This window comes from Bradyrhizobium sp. WSM1743, from assembly GCF_000473065.1.
Lineage (GTDB): Bacteria > Pseudomonadota > Alphaproteobacteria > Rhizobiales > Xanthobacteraceae > Bradyrhizobium.
Genome location: NZ_AXAZ01000025.1, coordinates 55,050 through 71,170, shown reverse-complemented (window position 1 = coordinate 71,170; position 16,121 = coordinate 55,050). Strand labels below are relative to the sequence as shown.

Below are 16,121 nucleotides of genomic sequence, written 5' to 3'. Positions count from 1 at the left end.
CGCATCCTGAAGATCTTCGTCGTGCTTATGCTCATTCAGGCTGGCAAATTGAGCGTGCTTATAGTGAGAAGCGAATAATGCATCAAAGGCATGCGGACGGTAGCGCGACACACAATCTAGTATCCTTCCTCATTGCTCGCAGAACCTCGCTCTAGACACCGCTGTTTGCTTTTCGCTCTCGATCGCGCCTGCACGCGAGAAGACGGCGATGGTCACGGCGCTTACTTGCACCACTTCATCGGAAATCTGCACGTGCTCGGTCAGGATCAGAACGGCGCAAGCGCTCTGGTCAGGCTGCGGTTTTGAGGTCTCGACGTCGATAAGCCCAGGGCCGAAGCTTGATCGATCTCGCAGTTGTTCGGATGCCGTTTTGCGACTGACCGGGACCATGAGCCTGCTCTGCGCGCGTCGCACGTCGCCGACCCGCATCCGGACTACCTGGCTGAATCTCGCGCCGGTTGCGGCGAGCACCACGACGACCGCGTCGCTCTCTCGCGCTGCACGAACAGGTAAGCGATTTGGGCATCAGTCAGTCACGGTGAGCTTCAGACCCAAAAACCAGCGATAGGCGACGTTGACCTCGATCTCGCGCACCAGCTGCCGCTCCGAGCGCACCCCGAACAGGTAGCCGATGAACAGCGCCTTGAACATCAAGGTCGGATCGAGCGGCGGGCGTCCGTTGTCCGGGCAATAAAGCCCGGCAACCCGATCATGGATAAAGGAGAAATCGATCACTGCATCGATCTTGCGAAGCAGGTGATCCTTCGGAACCAGACCGTCGAGACTTACCATCTCCAGCGCGGTCTGTTGCGGCGAGGGTTTGCGAAGCATGCAGCACTGAATCAAAAGTCCCCGCCATTGGCGAGGACTTTGTCAGCAGTCTGAGCCACTCCTTCGGAGTGGCTCTTTCTTTATGGGACGATTTGGATGGACAAGACGATTTGGCTGATCGAGGTATCTCGGCCGAAGACCCACCGGCCGATAGTTCAACAGGCAGACTTCTCTCCCAGTTGGGCGAACGATCGCGCCGGCGTTCATGATGTCCGCCGGATCAAAGGCGGCCTTGATCCGGCGGCGATGCGTCCGAGGTCGCCGTACCGCTCCAGAAGGTGCTTCTTGAATCGACCGACGCCGTGCTCTGCGCTGAACGTGCCGCCAAGCGCCGCGGCCCCGTCGTGGAGTTGCAGCGACAGGCCGTCTTCGACCCGCTTGGTGAACTCCAGCCGGTCGACGCCGGCAGGAACGAGCACGTTGTAGTGGAGATTGCCGTCGCCGACATGGCCGTAGATGGACAGCTCAAGGTCGGCGTCATACGATCGCACCTGCGAGCCGGCTAGATCCAGAAAGCGCTGAATGGAGGAAAGCGGTAGCGAGATGTAGTGCTCGTGCCGCGACATGCTCGTCGGGTGCAAGACCCGTCGAGAGCACGCGCCTACCGTCGATGATGTGCCAAGCGTCCTCACCGCGGTCGTCGCTCCGGACCGTCATCACCAGATACGTAACCTTTGCATTCTTTTGTCTCGACATTGATCCGTTCCCTAGGAAAGGTTGCGCCGCGATTCATCTGAACCGCGGCTTACGTATCCCTAGAGCGCCTGAGGGACATTGGACGGTGACAGCGGGGAAACCTCCGGAGAGTCCGGTGGTGCCCCGATGGCGGACGATCGAGACCCGGTAAGGCAAAGCCCGGAGCGGCTCCGGCGGCCCCGGGGAGACCGCAGGACACCGGATCGCGCTCGACAAAAACCGGTGCATAGGACACGCCAAAGCGTATTTCATACGGTAAAGCGTGTTTTGCCGGGGCTCGCGAAATGCATCATCCTGCCGGATGAAGCCCCGGAAACCGGCATATACCCAGCGATTGCTTGCGCGCAACGTGCGGGAACGCCGGCTGCTGAAATCATGGACGCAGTACGACCTGGCCGATGAAACGCGCCTGCGCCAGGCGCTGATCAGCGAGATCGAAGCTGGAAAGGCCAATCCCACCCTGCTGTCGCTGCACAAGATTGCCTCCGCGCTCGGCGTCCAGCTTGCCGAGCTCGTGCTGCCGGAAGGCACCGTGCTCGCGCAGTGGACGAAGCCGGCCGCGCGGGCCCGGGGGAAGCCCGCCAAGAAAAGGCGGGCTCACCCCTTAAAACCGCTGTCGCGCTGATCGATCGAGCCATCTTGTGATGACTGGCCCCGCATCCGCGTGTTGATCGTCCGCATGAGCGGGGCCGGCAGGAACGCGTCGATCTCGGCGTCAGTGAAGGTCAGGTCTTCCTTGTTCTTCAGGGCGTCCTGGGCTTTACCATAGGCACGGCCGTCAGTGTGAGGCGCGATGCGATATATCTTGTGCAGTTGAGCCTGCAAATCGTCGCGGCGTCGGCGCAGTTCAGTGAGCGCAATCGAGGGGTCGCGGGTGTCGGCCAGCAGGCTCAGATACGCTTCGCGGATGTTCCAGATGTCGGAGGCGGCCTCGCGATGCTTTTGTGCCGCCTCGCCCGGATCGATGTCCTTGACGTAGCTGTTGAGGATGAGGAGCGAGATGGCCAGCAGGGCCGTCGCGTAGGGGTAGACGAGGGAATTGCGATCAAAGATGACACCAACAGCGCCACCCGTCGTCAGCGCCGACAGCACAATCTGGCCGAGCTTGATGTGTTTGAGACGGGCGGCAAAACCCTCGGCCATCTTCTCATGGGTCTTGTGGGTGTAGGCACAGCGTCCAAAACTCTCCCGCACCTGACTTTCGAAGGCGAAGCGCTCCGGCTCAACCGGGATAGAGGGTGCCGAACACCTCTCGCCATTTCTGTCGCCGGGACCATTCGTAATTGTCGTCATTGTACTTGATCGCCTCCGTCGCGCGCAGATATGCGCTTCGTGCCTTGTGTTCGAACACCCCCTTGCGGTGAACGTGCGAGCCGCTGCCAGGCGCGCGCCACACCGTCTGATTCTGGTCCTGCTTGGACAGATAGTCGAAGAAGTCGCGGGCCATGTAGTCATGGTAGAGGAACGACTTGTCCCGGTGCGGATAGGTCTCGATGAACTGATAGGCCAGGGTGTCGATCAGCATGCCGCTGATCGGCACCGCGCAGTGGCGCGCCCAGATACGCATCATCCGGCCGAGATATTTCAGGTTCTTATTAGTCAGGGCACTGCGGGTGTCGATCGCGGCAATCTCGGCCCTGGGATTGCAGACCTTCCAGCTGCCACCGTTATTGGCATTCGGATAGGTCCAGCTTTCGCTGTTCTGGTTCTCGAAAGCCGGCAGCACCTCGAAGGTGAGATTGTCGTTGAACGAGATCACAACGACTTGGCCGTCGCCAGAAACTTCCGAGGTCGGATAGGTCTTCTGCATTGATCGCTTGACGGCCTGGAGCAGCGCGGACTGTCCGTTGCCCTGGTAGCCGTTGTACTGGTGATAGACCGCATTGGGCAGGATGAAGCCGATGTCGAGATCGCTCAGGCCCTTGGCGGCGGTGTCGCGGCCGTAGGAGCCGACATAGAGGCTGTGCGCAGTGTCGGAATTGGTGTTCCAGAAATCGGTGTTGAGCTGGCGGGTGATGCGCTTGTAGCGATAGGAGATCGACGTGATCAGCTCGGTCGTGATCTGATAGTTGTCCTTGAACTTCTGGAAATCTTCCCCGACGCCCATTCGTGTCCTCGCGCCCCGTCACTTGGCCATCGATGTGGGAGCCCGTGGAGCTATTGCAAGTTAGAGTTGCCCAGTTTCCACAGCTTTCGCGTTCGAAACTAATCCTTGTCGGGTTGAGGTGGCGGGGAGGAGCATCGCGCACTTCACCGGCGCCGCCGGGAAGGCCTCGTCAGAGTACGCCATAGTGAGACCGGCGCGATCTGCGTGGCGGAGGCTGCGCATAGTCCAATGGAATCCTTGGCATCGACGCGCCACGATCCGTTCAAGGGGATCAGGAAATCCGACGCCGAGCAAGGATTGAATTACGGCCGCGTCAGGCAGCATCTACTCGGTGCGAGACATCCAATGGCATTCTTCATGTGCACGATACTGCGGCATACAATGCTAGGATAGGGATCGGGACATCGGCACTGCATGATGGCACCGCGTGGAAGGAGGGTGGGAGTTTTGGCCACTCGACCACCCCGCGGGATGCGACGCGCGAGCGCTTTTAGGTGGTTCGCGCAAGCCGCCGCGATCACCATTCATGCCGTTCGGCATCGCTGGGTGCGCGGCGGTTTAATTACGCTGACGTAACATAAAGTGATCTGAACGGATCATACATTCAGACTTTGAAGCAGCTTTCGCGACGCGATCGCGCTGCTTAACACCCTCGAAAAATTGTCGCGTGAGATCGTCCACCGAACCATGCGGCCCGTCGTGAGCAGGCATCGTCGTCAAGTGTATTTGCGAACTCGCGCGACGATCACACAAAACGCGATGTTCGGCGAGCTAGCTTAAGTCTCTCGCTCACGTCGTCGTCTGCTCGATGCGTTCAGACGCTTCTGAACGCATCCGATCGCGTCCGATGCGATCTCCTTACGCACCGCGGGCTCAACCGCACCGTTCGCGATCGTGAGTAAGCGATTGCGCAGCCGTGCCGATTCCAATCGTGAGGAACTTTGCGTACTTTCTTGGTACTTCTTTAAAATCACCGATTTCCCATACCAAAATACCACAAAAGCCCCGTTTCGTGCCGTGTGAAGGCGTCCAAAGCTGCCGGATGGCCGCCCATGTGCGCGGATTTGCGCAACCGTAAACCGCCGATTTTCCGAAGTTTTTGCAAGCGCGATTTTGGGTTCCATGGTCAGTTTTGCGCCTGCTTGCGAGGTCAATTGACGTGAAGGCCAGATCAGGGGCCGGTCTAAGGCCACGGCGCCGCCTTCACGCCTCCTTGCGTGGTCGACCCGTTGAGCGCGCGAGGAGGCGTGAAGGGGGCGCCGGGGACGGACGTGGGACGCGGATGGGTTTTCAGGGATGCTGCGATGCTCGCGGCAAGAGGGCTTGCCGGACCAGACGCCGCCGATCAAACTCTCCGCGCGCCTCGCAGCTGACACGCGCAGCAACAGTGGGAATGTCGCGATGGCTCGTGATGAGCAAGAGACGCTCTCAATCGGGGAATTTTTCGCCGCCATCTCAGGCCACGACGGCGTTTTCGAACTCGTCGGCGGCATTGTCTACGTCACGACCGGCGGCACAGAGGCGCACAACGTCATCTGCAGCAACGTTTTGACCGCCCTGGTCCCGGCGGCAAAGCGCACCGGCGCGCGCGCCACATCGCGCCTCACGGGGGTGCGGACCGCACCCGATACGGTCCGCTATCCGGACGTCGTGGTCGATTGCTCCCCGCCCGACGCGGCGGCCATGACGGCCTCCAGGCCCGTGATGATTGTCGAGATCGCCTCAATCGCCATCCCCGTCGTCGACTATGGGACAAGGCTTTGCGAATACCAGGCCCTGGACGGCGTCGACACGGTCATGCAGATCGAGGTCGCGTTCGCATGCGTGCTCGTCCACAGGCGGCAGGAGGACGGCAGCTGGACGGCGGAGAGGGTCGAGCAATTCGGCGTTGCGATCGCGCTGCCGTCGCTCGCAACCTCGCTGACGCTGGACGAGATCTACGATACGCTCGCGGTGAAGCCGCGGCCGCGTCTGCGCCGTCAGCAGCGGTAGGGTCCGAGCGCGCCGGCGACGAGCAGGACACCCTTGATCTGCGCCCCCACAAAGGGACAGTCCGGGTGCTCCGCGGCGATCCTCGCCTGAAAACCGAGCAGCCGCTCCCCGGCCGGCCGGGCGCGATAGAGCACGGGCAGGGCGGCTCGCCACTGCCGCTCACGGGCCGCCTGCGCCTCAGTCCGCAGCGACCTCCGCCGCCGCCACGCCCAGGCCTTCGCGGTGCGCAAGCGCACGTGGAACAGATAGGCGATGTCGGCGTAGGCCAGCTCGCCCTTGAGCCTGAGATCGTCCAGATCGTCGAAATACAGCGCCTTCAGCCGCCGGCGTTGGCGACCCTGGTTCGTGTCCCACGACTCATCGGCCAGCAGACGGCAGATCCGGTCTCGCCCGACCGCCACTGAGCGCCGCATCGGAAGTCGCTTGGCACGGGCCAGTTTTTGCGTTTCGGCGGCGAGGCGCATCCCCCGGGGGCCGAGAAACCGGCCGGGCGGGCCGGCGAGCGCATGATGGGTCTTGAGCACGGCTGCGAGGCGCTCGCGGTCTTCGCGCGCACGTTCAATCTGGCGCGTCGGCAGCGAACCGACCTCGTCGGGGGCCAGACGCCGGCCGGCAAGGGCTGCCACCGCGGCGCGGTCGTCGTCCGCCGCGTCGAACTGCCGGTCGAAATATTCGAGCAGGCGCGTCACGAACTGGCTCCCGGGCATGCCGCAGCGGCGCGCCAGCGCGCGGAAGGTCTTGGTGATGTCGGTGGCCTGGACCTTGCCGCCGCTGCGCGAGAGGAGCAGGAATTCGCTGTCACGATGGTGCGCGGGCAGGGCGGCCCGGTAACGCGCGATCAGCTCCCGCGCGATGGGCAGAAACACCGGTCTGTAGGTGGGCCCGCGCGGGGCACCGCGCACCTCGACGGCGTCGTCGAGATAGTCCCGCCAGCGGATCCTGACAGCGCTGTGGGGGCCGATGCGGGCGGTGGCGGCCAGCACCACAAACACGCACAGAAGGAGCCGGCGAAGCTCGCGGTTCTGCGGCATCGCCCAGCTCGCGCTCTGCAGCAGGAAGATGACGTCGCCGGTGGAGAACGGCGGGTCGATGGCGCGCGGCGCGGGCCGCTTGATGGCGGTCGCTCCTTTCGGCATGTCAGCCTCTTCCGCGGCAGTAAGGCGCGCGCGCCAGCGCGGCGAAGATGGCGGGGAAGGCGAGTAAGGCAGCAGCAGATCGCATCGGACGGCCTCGATTTCGAAAGCAACGATGGTGGGATGGAAGCTTGGGAGGGCCACCCAGGCAGCTACCTGGGTGGCCAGGCCATCGGGCCGGGTCAGGCGGCCTTGGCACCGCCCCGGCGCGCCGGCGCCGGTTTCGGCGGCGGGTCGATGCAGCGGACCTTCGGCAGCCAGCCGCGTGGATCGACCAGTCCGCGGAAGGTGAGCCGCTCGGGGTTCGGCGGCGGCAGGCGCATCAGCTCGGGGCGGAGTGCGCCATCGGCCGCGTTGGGGTCCGGGTCGAAGCCGAGCTGCTCGGCACGCTTGAGCACGCGATAGGATTTGTCGACCACATCCTCGGTGGTGCCGAAGAAGAACGAGATCTGATGCAGCGGAAAGCCTGCCTCGTGATAGGTGGTGACGCCGCCGTGTTTGGACTTGTGCGCGGTCGTTCCGATCTCGACGGCAGCAAAGGCCTCCTTCACGAGATCCTCCATCACGCGGCGGCTGATCGGGTTGCCCCGTCCGTCGTGGACGACGTAGAAGTACGGGTCTCGCGCTGGCCGCGTCCAACCATCACGCCGGCGCAAGGCCTCGTCACGGGCGTGCCAGGCGACGAACAGGCGACGGGTGAGGGGGAGGATTGGACCTGCCTCCCGGGGCTTGGTCTTGTTGCGCGGGGTCTTGCGGCCATTGCGATAGATCCAGCAGCTTGCAAGCGCGATCCAGCCGCGCTTGTTCATTGGCTCCCAGCCGAGATCGAGGATCGCCTTGAAACGCGTTCCGGTCAGGAAATAGATCAGGATGAACCGGATCAGCTTCAGCCGGTATTCGGTCTGCTTGCGCGGCAGCCGGACCGGCACCAGACGCCAGCTCGCCCCACACATGCGCCACTCAGTGGCAAAACCTTCGCCCACGATCCAGACGTAGCCCAGGCACCACAGGATCACCCGCCGGACCTCGTCCCAGGTCAGGCAGATCTTCTGGTCCGGCCGGTCCTCGATCGGCGGCATATCGAATTGCAGCCGGATCGGCGGGGTGTATTCGTCCAGGAACCAGGCGAACGCCCGGTTGACGACCGAGAGGTGGGAGCGGATCGTGCCGTCCTTCACGCTCTCGATCATGTTGCCGGCCTCGTCCACGCCACCGAGCTTCTTGGGACGCTGCTGCCGCCAATGTCGGTAATTGTGCCCGAAATTGCGGTTGAGCTTGCCGAGCTGCATGTTCTTCACATATTCGATCACCTGGGTGCCGCCGTTCTTCGAGCTGCGAAAGTAGTTCCAGGGGCTGGCCTCGTTCAGCTCCTTGCACTGGCGCTCCCTAAGCTCGCGGGCGCGCTTGTCGAGATTGTCGGGGTCGAGCAGGTCCAGATAGCGGGTGATGATCTCGCTGATCGGGATGTCTTCGGGGGCGTTTTTGGCGCGTAGACGGAACGCCTTCTCCTCGCAATAGGCTTCCAGCTTGGCCACGGCTAGCGGGCAGGCGTAGGGGTCCTCAAGCTCGCCTTGCGCAATCTCGGTGCTGATCTCCTCGCGCCCATCCCGGATCACGATCATGGCCTGGCGGTCGTCCGCCTCGCAGCGAAACACCAGTCGCGGCTCGGCCTCGTCGACGATCTTGTAGGTGCGCAGCACCTCGAGCAGACGCCGGCCGGTTTCGCTCTCGCCTTCCACGAACAGAGCACGGGCGAGCTCGCGCTTGCCTGCCTCGATCTCGGTGTAGCCGATCAGCGGCAAATGGCGGTCGCGCTCGATCTTCTTGTAGGGCCGGTTCATGAGTTCACCCCCATGCGCTGGTTAAGAATGGTCCCGCGTCCTGCGACAGCAACGGTGGCACGAACGGTGCGCAGAAGGGTGCGCTCAGGGCGCAAACCATCCACGCGTCCCCCGCGAGGGGGAAACGGCATCGGTCTCATCTTTCACCTCTGTGATGTCGTGGCACTTCGAAAGCGACATGCTGCCGAAAGACCAGGACGCCAACGACGTAAATGACGGTTAGCGCGACAGTCAACGTCGAATCGAGCGGAGGGGCTCGGTCTGCCAGCGCGTTCAGCCCTTCAATCGAGGCCTGTATCGAAGCCTATGAATAAAGGCTATCCGTGGGCCTCGATCACCCTCCCAGCGGGCGAGGCGGTGCGATTGTCTTCCTCGGAGGCGGACGCCGCATCAGCTTGGCACTTTTCTCCAACGACGCTTTTTGTCATAAGGATTCGAATGCAGTTTCCAAGGATTGCTTCGAAAGGCCCCGCCATGGTCACGTCGCTCAAGCTTGCCAGTGAGGTGTTCCCCGCCGCCCTCGGCCTGCGGACCTTCACCGTGGTCCAGCACTTAAGGAATCTTCAGCAGGCCGACCGCCGCCTCATCACGTTCAAGGGGCACGGATCCAGCGCCGCACACATGACACCTGGCGATGCCGCGCGCCTCCTGCTCGCGGTGGCCGGCTCGGACTTGGTCAAGGATTCGCTCGCAAGCCTGCAGGGCTTCGGCCAGCTGCTGCCGGTCGGCCGCGCGCGGGACCGTTCGCGCATCACACTGGAAGACCATTTTGCCGGCTTTCTCGCTACGGTTGCGGCCGAAGCCTACGGGCAGGACGCGCCCGATGACGGCCCCGATACGATCGCATTGTCACTGATCTCGGTCGCGGGCGAGGGCGCTTCCCACCCCCGTGCTGCGATTTCCTACCTCGTCTCGCGCGGCGCCGCGCCGCTCGGTTTTGCGCCAGCCGATTGGCGTGCGCCGCTTGCGAGTGTCGCGGATTACGTGGCCGGCGTGAAAGGCGCCGGCATCATCCGCGAACGTCACTTGACGCGCCGGTCGATCGAACAGATCGCGCGCAGCCTGTGAACCGTGCCGCACGCAGGCGGCATTGCCGCGCAATGACCGGTCGGCGCGCCGACGGGCCCATGTTTTCGGCCGTCCGGCCGGTCACGTTCGGACGGACCGTCCCATGTTCGCGATCCTGCGCAGATCCTGACGATAGTCGCCACGACGGCGAGGTATGCGGTCCTGTCCGCCAGGAACGATCTCGCAGATCTCGAGCGCGGCGATGGCGCGCTTGGTCGTGAAGAATTTTCCAGCGATCCTCGAGATCGCCAGCCGATGGTCGCGAACCGCGGTCCTCAAGCTCGTCTCCGTGAGCGGCCCCTCCGGCCAGAACAGCGCGGCGGCTTCGGCAAGGGTCATCAATTCGTCGTCGCGCCAGGTCGCAGGATCCGGGCGCGCGCAGATCCGCGCTGGGGTCGCACTCGCACTACGCTGCGTCATCTGGTCCCTCCCAATTTTCGTGCGCCGGTCGAACATCGTCGCGCTTCGCACGCGCGCGAGCTTCGAGCCGGCTCGGCCGACGCGAGCTGCTGCGATCGCCGCTCGATCTCCTCGTCCCGCGGTGCTGTGCCAATTGCCCGTGATGCACGAGCCAGGACTCTGCGAGCCGCTTTCGTTCGACACGGGCAAATTGCATCCGCCGCAGCGCATGTGACAGCACCAGCGCGGCCCCTGCGTTTGCAAAAGCGCAGTTCAAGAGCAGGGTCATCGCCAGATCGGTGCGCGCGGTGACGCGAAAAGGCGCCCTCAGCCGGAGCACGATGCCGACCGCGGCGCCCGCGTCGCCCGCGATCGCTGCCTGCCACTCCGGCAATGTCGAGCCGATCGACCTGATGCTTCGTGCAAGCGCGCCGCGTAACGGCGCATTGAAGGCCTCGGCCGGAAACCGGCGCCAGTAACTCAAAGGATTGACCTTGCTTGGGCCGGAGGCGCAGCGACGTCGTCGCCGCGCGCGCTGTTTGTCACCGCGCCGCATCGAACGAACTCCTTTGCAATTGACCGATTAAGCCGAGCCGGGCCTCGACATGCCTCGACGGGCCGCACCCTGCCACGCCACGCCACGCGAGGTTCTTGTGATCTATGCCGCTTCGATCTCCTCGACTCGGAAGCGGCCATAGTCCGGGCGACGGTCCCCGAGCCCGTGGGGACCTGCGAGGCGGAAGAACTCGACCAATTCGCTGCGGTTGACCATCGATGGCAGATAGGTTGCGTCAACGCGGGCGCTCCAAAGGGGAAAGCACGGACGCGTCCGCACCGTGAGCGCGTCGCGGACGCGGACGATCTCGCGATGACGAAACCGCTGGTCGGCCCAGAGTTCGTCGAGCTCGGTCGGACCGTCGTAGTCGAGCAGGGCAGGCCCATCGGCGCGGAAAGCCGCTCTGGCGATGACCCCTTTCTTGCGCCGCCTCGCGCCCTCGACCAGCACCGCCTTGAGGCAGTGCGGCGGCAGACACGGTCGCCCTCCGGCGAGCCATAGCCCGCCATGCCACTCCAGCTCGGCGATCCGCTCGTAGTCCGCGTCCGTCTTCATCCGCTTGGAGGTGATCGCGGCAATCGCTTTGGTCAGCGCATCCAGAGGATCGGCAAGCCTTGCGGAATGCATCAGCATGGGACCGACGCCGACGAGCTTCAATGTGATGCGTTCGACGCTCATACGCTGTCTCCTTCGTCAAAAAGAGGCAATGCGGGCTGCACCCAGGTGTCGCCCACCTCGGGGATCTGACTGTTCGCGTAGCGGCGTGCGCGCAGCATCGTCGTCACGCCAAGGTGACAATCGCTACACAGCGCGATCAGATCGCCGTCGATCTCGCTGCCGAGACGCTCATAGGTGCGATGATGGACTTCGATCCGCGCACCGGTCGCCGCCTCGTTGGGACACAGACGACAGGCGAAGTTTGCGGCTGCGAGCTCGCGCAGGCGAGCCGGATTGTTGCGCCAGACCGCGCTCGAGATGTACGCCAGATAATTCATCAACAGGCCCGGCGATCAGCGCCTCGGTCCTCGCCGTGGCTCGTTGTGGCTCGTATCGGATGTGTCGCCAGCAATTGCCTGATCGCCTCAAGACCGAGATAGCCCTTCGCTTCGAGTAGAGTAGCGATGGCTTGAACCGTGTCCAGGTTCTCCACGATCAGCTCAATTGCTCGCGCCAGGCAGCGATCAAGCCGCGTCTTGATCAGGCGGGTGACGACAAGATCCTGCGGAAGGAGTTCGGTTGCGTGCCGTGGAAAATGGATCACGCCCAGTGCCCCAAAACCGAACCGCAGCTCCATGTCCATCGCGGCCAGCGTGGCGCGGGCAAAATCGCAATCCTCGCCGATGCCACTGCCGGCCGTCACGGCGGATGCGCCCAAAATTGTTTGCTCGGCGGCGCGACCGGCCAAAAGCGCCGTGATGTAGTTTTCAATGCCGCGTTCGGTCTGCGAATTGGCTCGTGAGATGTCGATGGCGGTTGTGCCGCCGCGATCCAGTATCGCCAACATTCGCGCCTCGAAGACGTCGAGCGCGTGACCGACCACCAGATGCCCGGCCTCATGAACCGCACAAGCCCGCCGCGTCACGTCGGGCATGACGTCGCGACCCGCCCTGATCTCGTAGATCAGATCATCGATCGTCAAATCGCGCGCGGCCCGTCGTGCGCGCGCCTTCGCGCGCCGAATCCAAGCTTCGCAGTCAGCGCCCGTCCTGCCCAATGCCATGAGTGCCGCGGGCATGAGATCGATCCCGATAAGCAATTCGGGACCCAGGTGAAAGCGAAATATCTCGACGAGAGCATCGACGTCGGGCAGCTCGATTTCAATCGTCTGGTCGAAGCGGCCGGCACGCTTCACGGCCTGGTCGATTTGGTCGGGGTGATTGGTGGTGGAGATCAGCGCGACGCCGGGCCTTTCCTCCGACAACATCTCAAGCAGCAAATTCACAATCTGCAACCAATATTCGCGGTACTCAGATCCAAGTTTCGTTCGATCCGAAATTCCGTCAAGCTCATCGATCAGGAGCACGCACGGGCTGAGCCGGCGTGCCTGCGAGAACGAATCCTTGAGCGCCGAGAGCGTGCCTGACAAATATGGAGCTGCGTTCCAATCGGCGACAGAGGTTGACACGAGCGGTACGTTTGCACTTTTTGCGACGGCGCGCGCGAATTGCGTTTTACCAACGCCAGGAGGGCCAACCAGCAGCAGAGATTTTTCGATGTTGTCCCAAGCGAGGCGCCCTGCGCGATATTCGCGCAAGTCCGCCGCCAAATTAAGACCCCATTGCTGCGCCGCCCCGTAGCCCGACAATTCCTCCAGGCTCGGACCCCGGTGGTCGAAATACGATTTTGTCGCGATGGTTCTCTTCAGCCGCTCGATGCAGTCGTCTGGCTCTCGGTCGGCACGGATCGCCAGCGTGAGGTCCGAGAACTCGAGGGCTCGCACAAGTTGCTCGTCAATGGGGGCGGCGGTGGGGCGTCCGGTCACGGCCTCGATCACGAGCGCGATGGCCGAAGCGTCGAGCACACCGAGCGAGAGATGATGGTCGCACGCACGAAGCAGATCGCGCGGCAGATGGCGGCGCGGGTCGGGGGCGACCCCGAACACCGGGACGCGCGCGTGCAGGGCGTCGGCGACCACATCGTTGCCGCGTTCGGCCCTGTGATCGCTCGCCGTCCCGTCCCTGGCGATGAGCAGGACCGGACGCGCGTGGCGGTCATTGAAAGTCCGCTCGTCCAGCACCGTTGCGCTTGTTCCGAACGCACAGGCCTCCAGGACGTGTCGGACCAGCGTAACGGCTTCAGCGCCCAGAACCGCCAGCGATACGACTGGCGAGCCGCGCCTCAGCTCCCCCGTCAGCTCCTCGATCGGCTCGATGGCGCGGGCTACAAGGATTGCTGCCGCGGCCAGATCGGCCCGGATTGATGAGCGCGCGTCCGAGGCCGGTTTGGCCGCCAGTTCGTCGATCAGCCGTTCGATCGGGTCGTCGGGGTCGCCGCTGCGCAGAAGCGGCCGCGACACAGCGCCACCCTCCGTGGCCAACATGTCCAGGTACGCACGGCCGAGCAGGTCGCGTGGGCGCTGTAGATGCAGGTTCATCGATCGCTCCGGTTTCGTAAATGGACGAGTGTTTCCGGCTCCGCGGCCGACGCGGAGTACAAGAGGGCGCGGCGGACCGGCATCCGGCCCGCCATGTTCAAAGCCTTCAGTGATGGATTGGCGCGTCCTAGATCGGTCGCACCATGGTCTGCTCCCCGAGGGGGCCTTCGCGAACGTCGACGGACAGGAGACCTTCACAACTCAAGGCGCAGACGGCCGACAGAGGATGGCAGTCCGGCCGTGCACGCAGATGCAGCTCGCGAACAGTTTGCGGGCCGCTTTCGCAAAGCGCCGCCCCGATGCGCAATCGATCGACAATCGGGACCGGGTAATGCTCGTGGGACCAGACCTCATGCACGTTAGAGTAAATTGGTTCGCGCCTTATGTCGGCCGCGTCCCGCTCCAGCAGTCGTAACCCGATGGTCGCCAGTTGTTCGGCGAGGCGTGTGCTTGCAGCTAAAGACCTGTGCGGCCGGATCCGGCAAACGTCGAGCAGGAAGTCGCCGTCGGTTCTTTCCAGCACCACGCCCATCAGTGTGGGCGGCGCACCATAAGGGTTCGGAGCCTCCCGATAGTGGATCGTGCAAACCGCCGGATCAAGGCTCGCCTCCCTGAGCGCGTCACGCTGCAGGAAGCTTTCGAGGGGAATGGCGACCCTGCATTTCGCACTGAGGAAGAGAGGCGGGGTCGCGTTGTGAAGAAATTGCTTATGGAGAGCTTGGCCATGCATGACGCGATGTCCTGAACACGTTGCGGGGAGGGATGGCTGTGTTCGGGACGGTGATGATCGATGAACATGGTACGCTCCTGCTCTTCCATTGGGCAACGGGCGATCCGCCCGGCGGCGATCCACCGGCGCACGGTGATGCTTGCCGTGAGCGCCCTGCGTGGGGCGTCGCGGTGGTAGCGAACAGAGGAATTAAGCGCGTGATGATTCGATTAGCGCGATCTGCTTCACTCTACCGGCGAAAGCGCCGGTCCGCATGCCGCTGTTGCGGTCGCCAGAAGTTCGGGACGGCTGCTGCCCGATGGCTCAAGCGAAAGATACGTTATATAGTATCCGAAACGATTGCGCCGAAGATATGGCGATCCGGTCCGCGTGACACAAAAATGATGCAGCAAGGCGGCGTCGCGACGTGGTCGGGACAAGATCAGGGTCCTAGGAACCGCGTGGGAGCCGGATGTAGCCTTCGCGATCGCAACCGAGCATCTCGCAGCGGGCGAGATATTCGGCCTCGCACTCGTTCTCGTCGCGCTGCAGGCGATAGAGGTCGTCGTCCTCGATCTCGATCCGAGGCTCCGGATGGACCATCCTGATGAGCTGACGCGCGAGGGACTAGCGTCGCGCATGACCCCGCGATGCATGGCGGCGACGTCGCCGACGTGGGACACCAGGGTGTCTGCGTCGAATCGCAAACGATCGATCACACGGCCATTTTCACTGACGACGACTTCAATCACAGCGTCCTCCGGGGCCGACGGTCCAGCTTCGATCTTAACCGGGCCGTATTCGGTTCCCATTGCCTCGTATCCTGCAAATACAAGGATACGGTATAAAGTATCAATGTCTGGAAGCGGAAAGGGGGCTGGTCATGGTAAAGGACGGCGCTGCACCTGGGCCGCCCCGTCCGGGCTTGTCCCAGCGTCCGCTGCGAACAGGGCTTCGAAGTCGACCTCAAGGGCGATGGCTATCTTCAGGAGCGAGTCCAGCGTCACGTTGGCCTCGCCAACCTCGATTTGGCTGATCAGTGCCTGTCGCACGCCGGCCCGGTCGGCGAGATCGCGCTGACTCAGCCGCAAGGAAAGACGCAGCTGTCTGATCCTGCGGGCCAGGCTGTCCCGGAGCAAGGATTGGTTCTCAAGGAAGGACTCAGATAACGCCACCGTGAGCTCCGAACCTGTCTGCCCAATGGCTCAAGCGACGGGCAGCATAGCGCCTAGTCTGCCACTTGAAGCCGGCGGATACCATCGCGGCTTCAAGGATTCGAAGAACAGAATTTGCGCGAAACTGACCGGGGAAATCGCGTGGACGTGTCGCACAGTCTCAGAAGCCGTGCGAGACGAACGCAGGCAGCGGGCGCAGCTGCGAATGGATTTGCGGCTATCGGCAAGTCGTCCTACGATGATGTTGATCGATCGCTCCGCGGAGCTGTTAATGGACGAAATGCAGATGCCGGCTGAGTGGAAAGAAGGCGTCGGTGGTCATTTCCTCGACACCGGAATCTTCCGACTCGAGACGTTCTTGCACGAAAACGCGTGGCGATGGTGCGTCGTGTCCGGAACGGACGACGTTGAAGCGCAGGGTGTTGCGGATGACCAGGAAGGTGCGAAGTCGGATGCGGTCGCATGGACACGCGAGCAGCTGACCACCGCGCTGCGGCGGCTTCCCTAGCCCGCCGGCCCC

Annotated in this window: 18 protein-coding genes and 1 pseudogene; 4 read left to right on the top strand and 15 right to left on the bottom strand. The window is 63.2% G+C overall.

Annotation, left to right across the window (positions count from 1 at the left end; all coding sequences use genetic code 11):
• Window positions 1-129 precede the first annotated feature (129 nt).
• The 3 genes and pseudogenes from YU9_RS51090 to YU9_RS0117475 all read right to left on the bottom strand — a co-directional run bounded on the left by YU9_RS51090 (window position 130) and on the right by YU9_RS0117475 (window position 1,397).
• Window positions 130-474 (bottom strand): hypothetical protein, encoded by a 345-nt coding sequence (locus tag YU9_RS51090; protein WP_198028255.1) that lies wholly within the window; start codon window positions 472-474, stop codon window positions 130-132.
• Window positions 475-537: 63 nt separating this feature from the next.
• A pseudogene (locus YU9_RS0117480) lies at window positions 538-831 on the bottom strand (transposase); the annotation flags it as partial.
• Window positions 832-1,034: 203 nt separating this feature from the next.
• Complete coding sequence (locus YU9_RS0117475) at window positions 1,035-1,397, bottom strand: FAD-binding oxidoreductase (protein WP_036017404.1); 363 nt, start codon at window positions 1,395-1,397, stop codon at window positions 1,035-1,037.
• Between the two features lie 431 nt (window positions 1,398-1,828).
• On the opposite strand from YU9_RS0117475, the gene YU9_RS41725 reads away from it, so the two are divergent.
• A complete protein-coding gene (locus tag YU9_RS41725; RefSeq protein WP_063623721.1) occupies window positions 1,829-2,152 on the top strand; it encodes a helix-turn-helix transcriptional regulator in 324 nt (107 codons plus the stop codon).
• Here the strand turns inward: YU9_RS41725 and YU9_RS41720 are convergent.
• The gene (locus tag YU9_RS41720; protein ID WP_156951951.1) at window positions 2,125-2,820 is read right to left on the bottom strand and encodes an SLATT domain-containing protein; all 696 of its coding nucleotides are present in this window, start codon (window positions 2,818-2,820) and stop codon (window positions 2,125-2,127) included. The two genes, YU9_RS41725 and YU9_RS41720, sit on opposite strands and share 28 nt — an antisense overlap.
• A complete protein-coding gene (locus tag YU9_RS0117460; protein ID WP_027574006.1) occupies window positions 2,750-3,634 on the bottom strand; it encodes a nucleotidyltransferase in 885 nt (294 codons plus the stop codon). The genes YU9_RS41720 and YU9_RS0117460 overlap by 71 nt, the downstream gene beginning before the upstream one ends.
• A gap of 1,323 nt (window positions 3,635-4,957) precedes the next feature.
• Here YU9_RS0117460 and YU9_RS44655 point away from each other — a divergent pair.
• On the top strand, window positions 4,958-5,626 hold the full coding sequence (locus YU9_RS44655; protein WP_198028254.1) for a Uma2 family endonuclease: 669 nt from the start codon (window positions 4,958-4,960) through the stop codon (window positions 5,624-5,626).
• On the opposite strand, the gene YU9_RS0117445 is transcribed toward YU9_RS44655, so the two are convergent.
• Both YU9_RS0117445 and YU9_RS0117440 read right to left on the bottom strand, forming a co-directional pair.
• A complete protein-coding gene (locus YU9_RS0117445) occupies window positions 5,614-6,762 on the bottom strand; it encodes a hypothetical protein (protein ID WP_156951950.1) in 1,149 nt (382 codons plus the stop codon). The two genes, YU9_RS44655 and YU9_RS0117445, sit on opposite strands and share 13 nt — an antisense overlap.
• A 179-nt stretch (window positions 6,763-6,941) precedes the next feature.
• The gene (locus tag YU9_RS0117440) at window positions 6,942-8,600 is read right to left on the bottom strand and encodes a site-specific integrase (protein WP_027574002.1); all 1,659 of its coding nucleotides are present in this window, start codon (window positions 8,598-8,600) and stop codon (window positions 6,942-6,944) included.
• Between the two features lie 474 nt (window positions 8,601-9,074).
• Here YU9_RS0117440 and YU9_RS0117435 point away from each other — a divergent pair, with 474 nt between their 5' ends.
• Window positions 9,075-9,668: a hypothetical protein gene (locus YU9_RS0117435; RefSeq protein WP_027574001.1), complete on the top strand. Its 594-nt coding sequence runs from the start codon at window positions 9,075-9,077 to the stop codon at window positions 9,666-9,668.
• Window positions 9,669-9,749: 81 nt separating this feature from the next.
• On the opposite strand, the gene YU9_RS0117430 is transcribed toward YU9_RS0117435, so the two are convergent.
• The 8 genes from YU9_RS0117430 to YU9_RS41695 all read right to left on the bottom strand — a co-directional run bounded on the left by YU9_RS0117430 (window position 9,750) and on the right by YU9_RS41695 (window position 15,601).
• Window positions 9,750-10,088 carry a hypothetical protein gene (locus YU9_RS0117430; RefSeq protein ID WP_027574000.1) on the bottom strand — a complete coding sequence of 113 codons (339 nt, stop codon included), beginning with the start codon at window positions 10,086-10,088 and terminating at the stop codon, window positions 9,750-9,752.
• Window positions 10,075-10,623 (bottom strand): hypothetical protein, encoded by a 549-nt coding sequence (locus tag YU9_RS44650; protein ID WP_051380422.1) that lies wholly within the window; start codon window positions 10,621-10,623, stop codon window positions 10,075-10,077. Before YU9_RS44650 ends, YU9_RS0117430 begins: the two co-directional genes overlap by 14 nt.
• A gap of 102 nt (window positions 10,624-10,725) precedes the next feature.
• Complete coding sequence (locus YU9_RS0117420; protein WP_027573999.1) at window positions 10,726-11,301, bottom strand: hypothetical protein; 576 nt, start codon at window positions 11,299-11,301, stop codon at window positions 10,726-10,728.
• Window positions 11,298-11,618, bottom strand: a complete 321-nt coding sequence (locus tag YU9_RS41705) for an HNH endonuclease (protein ID WP_051380421.1) — start codon at window positions 11,616-11,618, stop codon at window positions 11,298-11,300. Before YU9_RS41705 ends, YU9_RS0117420 begins: the two co-directional genes overlap by 4 nt.
• Window positions 11,618-13,717, bottom strand: coding sequence for an AAA family ATPase (locus YU9_RS41700; RefSeq protein ID WP_051380420.1), 2,100 nt, complete (start codon window positions 13,715-13,717; stop codon window positions 11,618-11,620). The genes YU9_RS41705 and YU9_RS41700 overlap by 1 nt, the downstream gene beginning before the upstream one ends.
• Window positions 13,718-13,844: 127 nt before the next feature.
• Window positions 13,845-14,447 carry a hypothetical protein gene (locus tag YU9_RS0117405; protein ID WP_027573998.1) on the bottom strand — a complete coding sequence of 201 codons (603 nt, stop codon included), beginning with the start codon at window positions 14,445-14,447 and terminating at the stop codon, window positions 13,845-13,847.
• 429 nt (window positions 14,448-14,876) lie between these two features.
• Entirely contained in the window at window positions 14,877-15,029 is a 153-nt protein-coding gene (locus YU9_RS47795; RefSeq protein ID WP_156951949.1) for a hypothetical protein, read from the bottom strand.
• A 278-nt stretch (window positions 15,030-15,307) separates the two neighbouring features.
• Complete coding sequence (locus YU9_RS41695; RefSeq protein WP_063623719.1) at window positions 15,308-15,601, bottom strand: helix-turn-helix domain-containing protein; 294 nt, start codon at window positions 15,599-15,601, stop codon at window positions 15,308-15,310.
• Window positions 15,602-15,872: 271 nt separating this feature from the next.
• On the opposite strand from YU9_RS41695, the gene YU9_RS0117390 reads away from it, so the two are divergent.
• Entirely contained in the window at window positions 15,873-16,109 is a 237-nt protein-coding gene (locus tag YU9_RS0117390) for a hypothetical protein (protein WP_156951948.1), read from the top strand.
• Window positions 16,110-16,121 lie beyond the last annotated feature (12 nt).

Coding starts and splice junctions, on each gene's coding strand:
- YU9_RS0117475 (WP_036017404.1), bottom strand. CDS start 1,397: ATGTCGCGGCACGAGCACTACATCTCGCTACCGCTTTCCTCCATTCAG.
- YU9_RS41725 (WP_063623721.1), top strand. CDS start 1,829: ATGAAGCCCCGGAAACCGGCATATACCCAGCGATTGCTTGCGCGCAAC.
- YU9_RS41720 (WP_156951951.1), bottom strand. CDS start 2,820: ATGACGACAATTACGAATGGTCCCGGCGACAGAAATGGCGAGAGGTGT.
- YU9_RS0117460 (WP_027574006.1), bottom strand. CDS start 3,634: ATGGGCGTCGGGGAAGATTTCCAGAAGTTCAAGGACAACTATCAGATC.
- YU9_RS0117445 (WP_156951950.1), bottom strand. CDS start 6,762: ATGCCGAAAGGAGCGACCGCCATCAAGCGGCCCGCGCCGCGCGCCATC.
- YU9_RS0117440 (WP_027574002.1), bottom strand. CDS start 8,600: ATGAACCGGCCCTACAAGAAGATCGAGCGCGACCGCCATTTGCCGCTG.
- YU9_RS0117435 (WP_027574001.1), top strand. CDS start 9,075: ATGGTCACGTCGCTCAAGCTTGCCAGTGAGGTGTTCCCCGCCGCCCTC.
- YU9_RS0117430 (WP_027574000.1), bottom strand. CDS start 10,088: ATGACGCAGCGTAGTGCGAGTGCGACCCCAGCGCGGATCTGCGCGCGC.
- YU9_RS44650 (WP_051380422.1), bottom strand. CDS start 10,623: ATGCGGCGCGGTGACAAACAGCGCGCGCGGCGACGACGTCGCTGCGCC.
- YU9_RS0117420 (WP_027573999.1), bottom strand. CDS start 11,301: ATGAGCGTCGAACGCATCACATTGAAGCTCGTCGGCGTCGGTCCCATG.
- YU9_RS41705 (WP_051380421.1), bottom strand. CDS start 11,618: ATGAATTATCTGGCGTACATCTCGAGCGCGGTCTGGCGCAACAATCCG.
- YU9_RS41700 (WP_051380420.1), bottom strand. CDS start 13,717: ATGAACCTGCATCTACAGCGCCCACGCGACCTGCTCGGCCGTGCGTAC.
- YU9_RS0117405 (WP_027573998.1), bottom strand. CDS start 14,447: ATGCATGGCCAAGCTCTCCATAAGCAATTTCTTCACAACGCGACCCCG.
- YU9_RS47795 (WP_156951949.1), bottom strand. CDS start 15,029: ATGGTCCATCCGGAGCCTCGGATCGAGATCGAGGACGACGACCTCTAT.
- YU9_RS0117390 (WP_156951948.1), top strand. CDS start 15,873: ATGGACGAAATGCAGATGCCGGCTGAGTGGAAAGAAGGCGTCGGTGGT.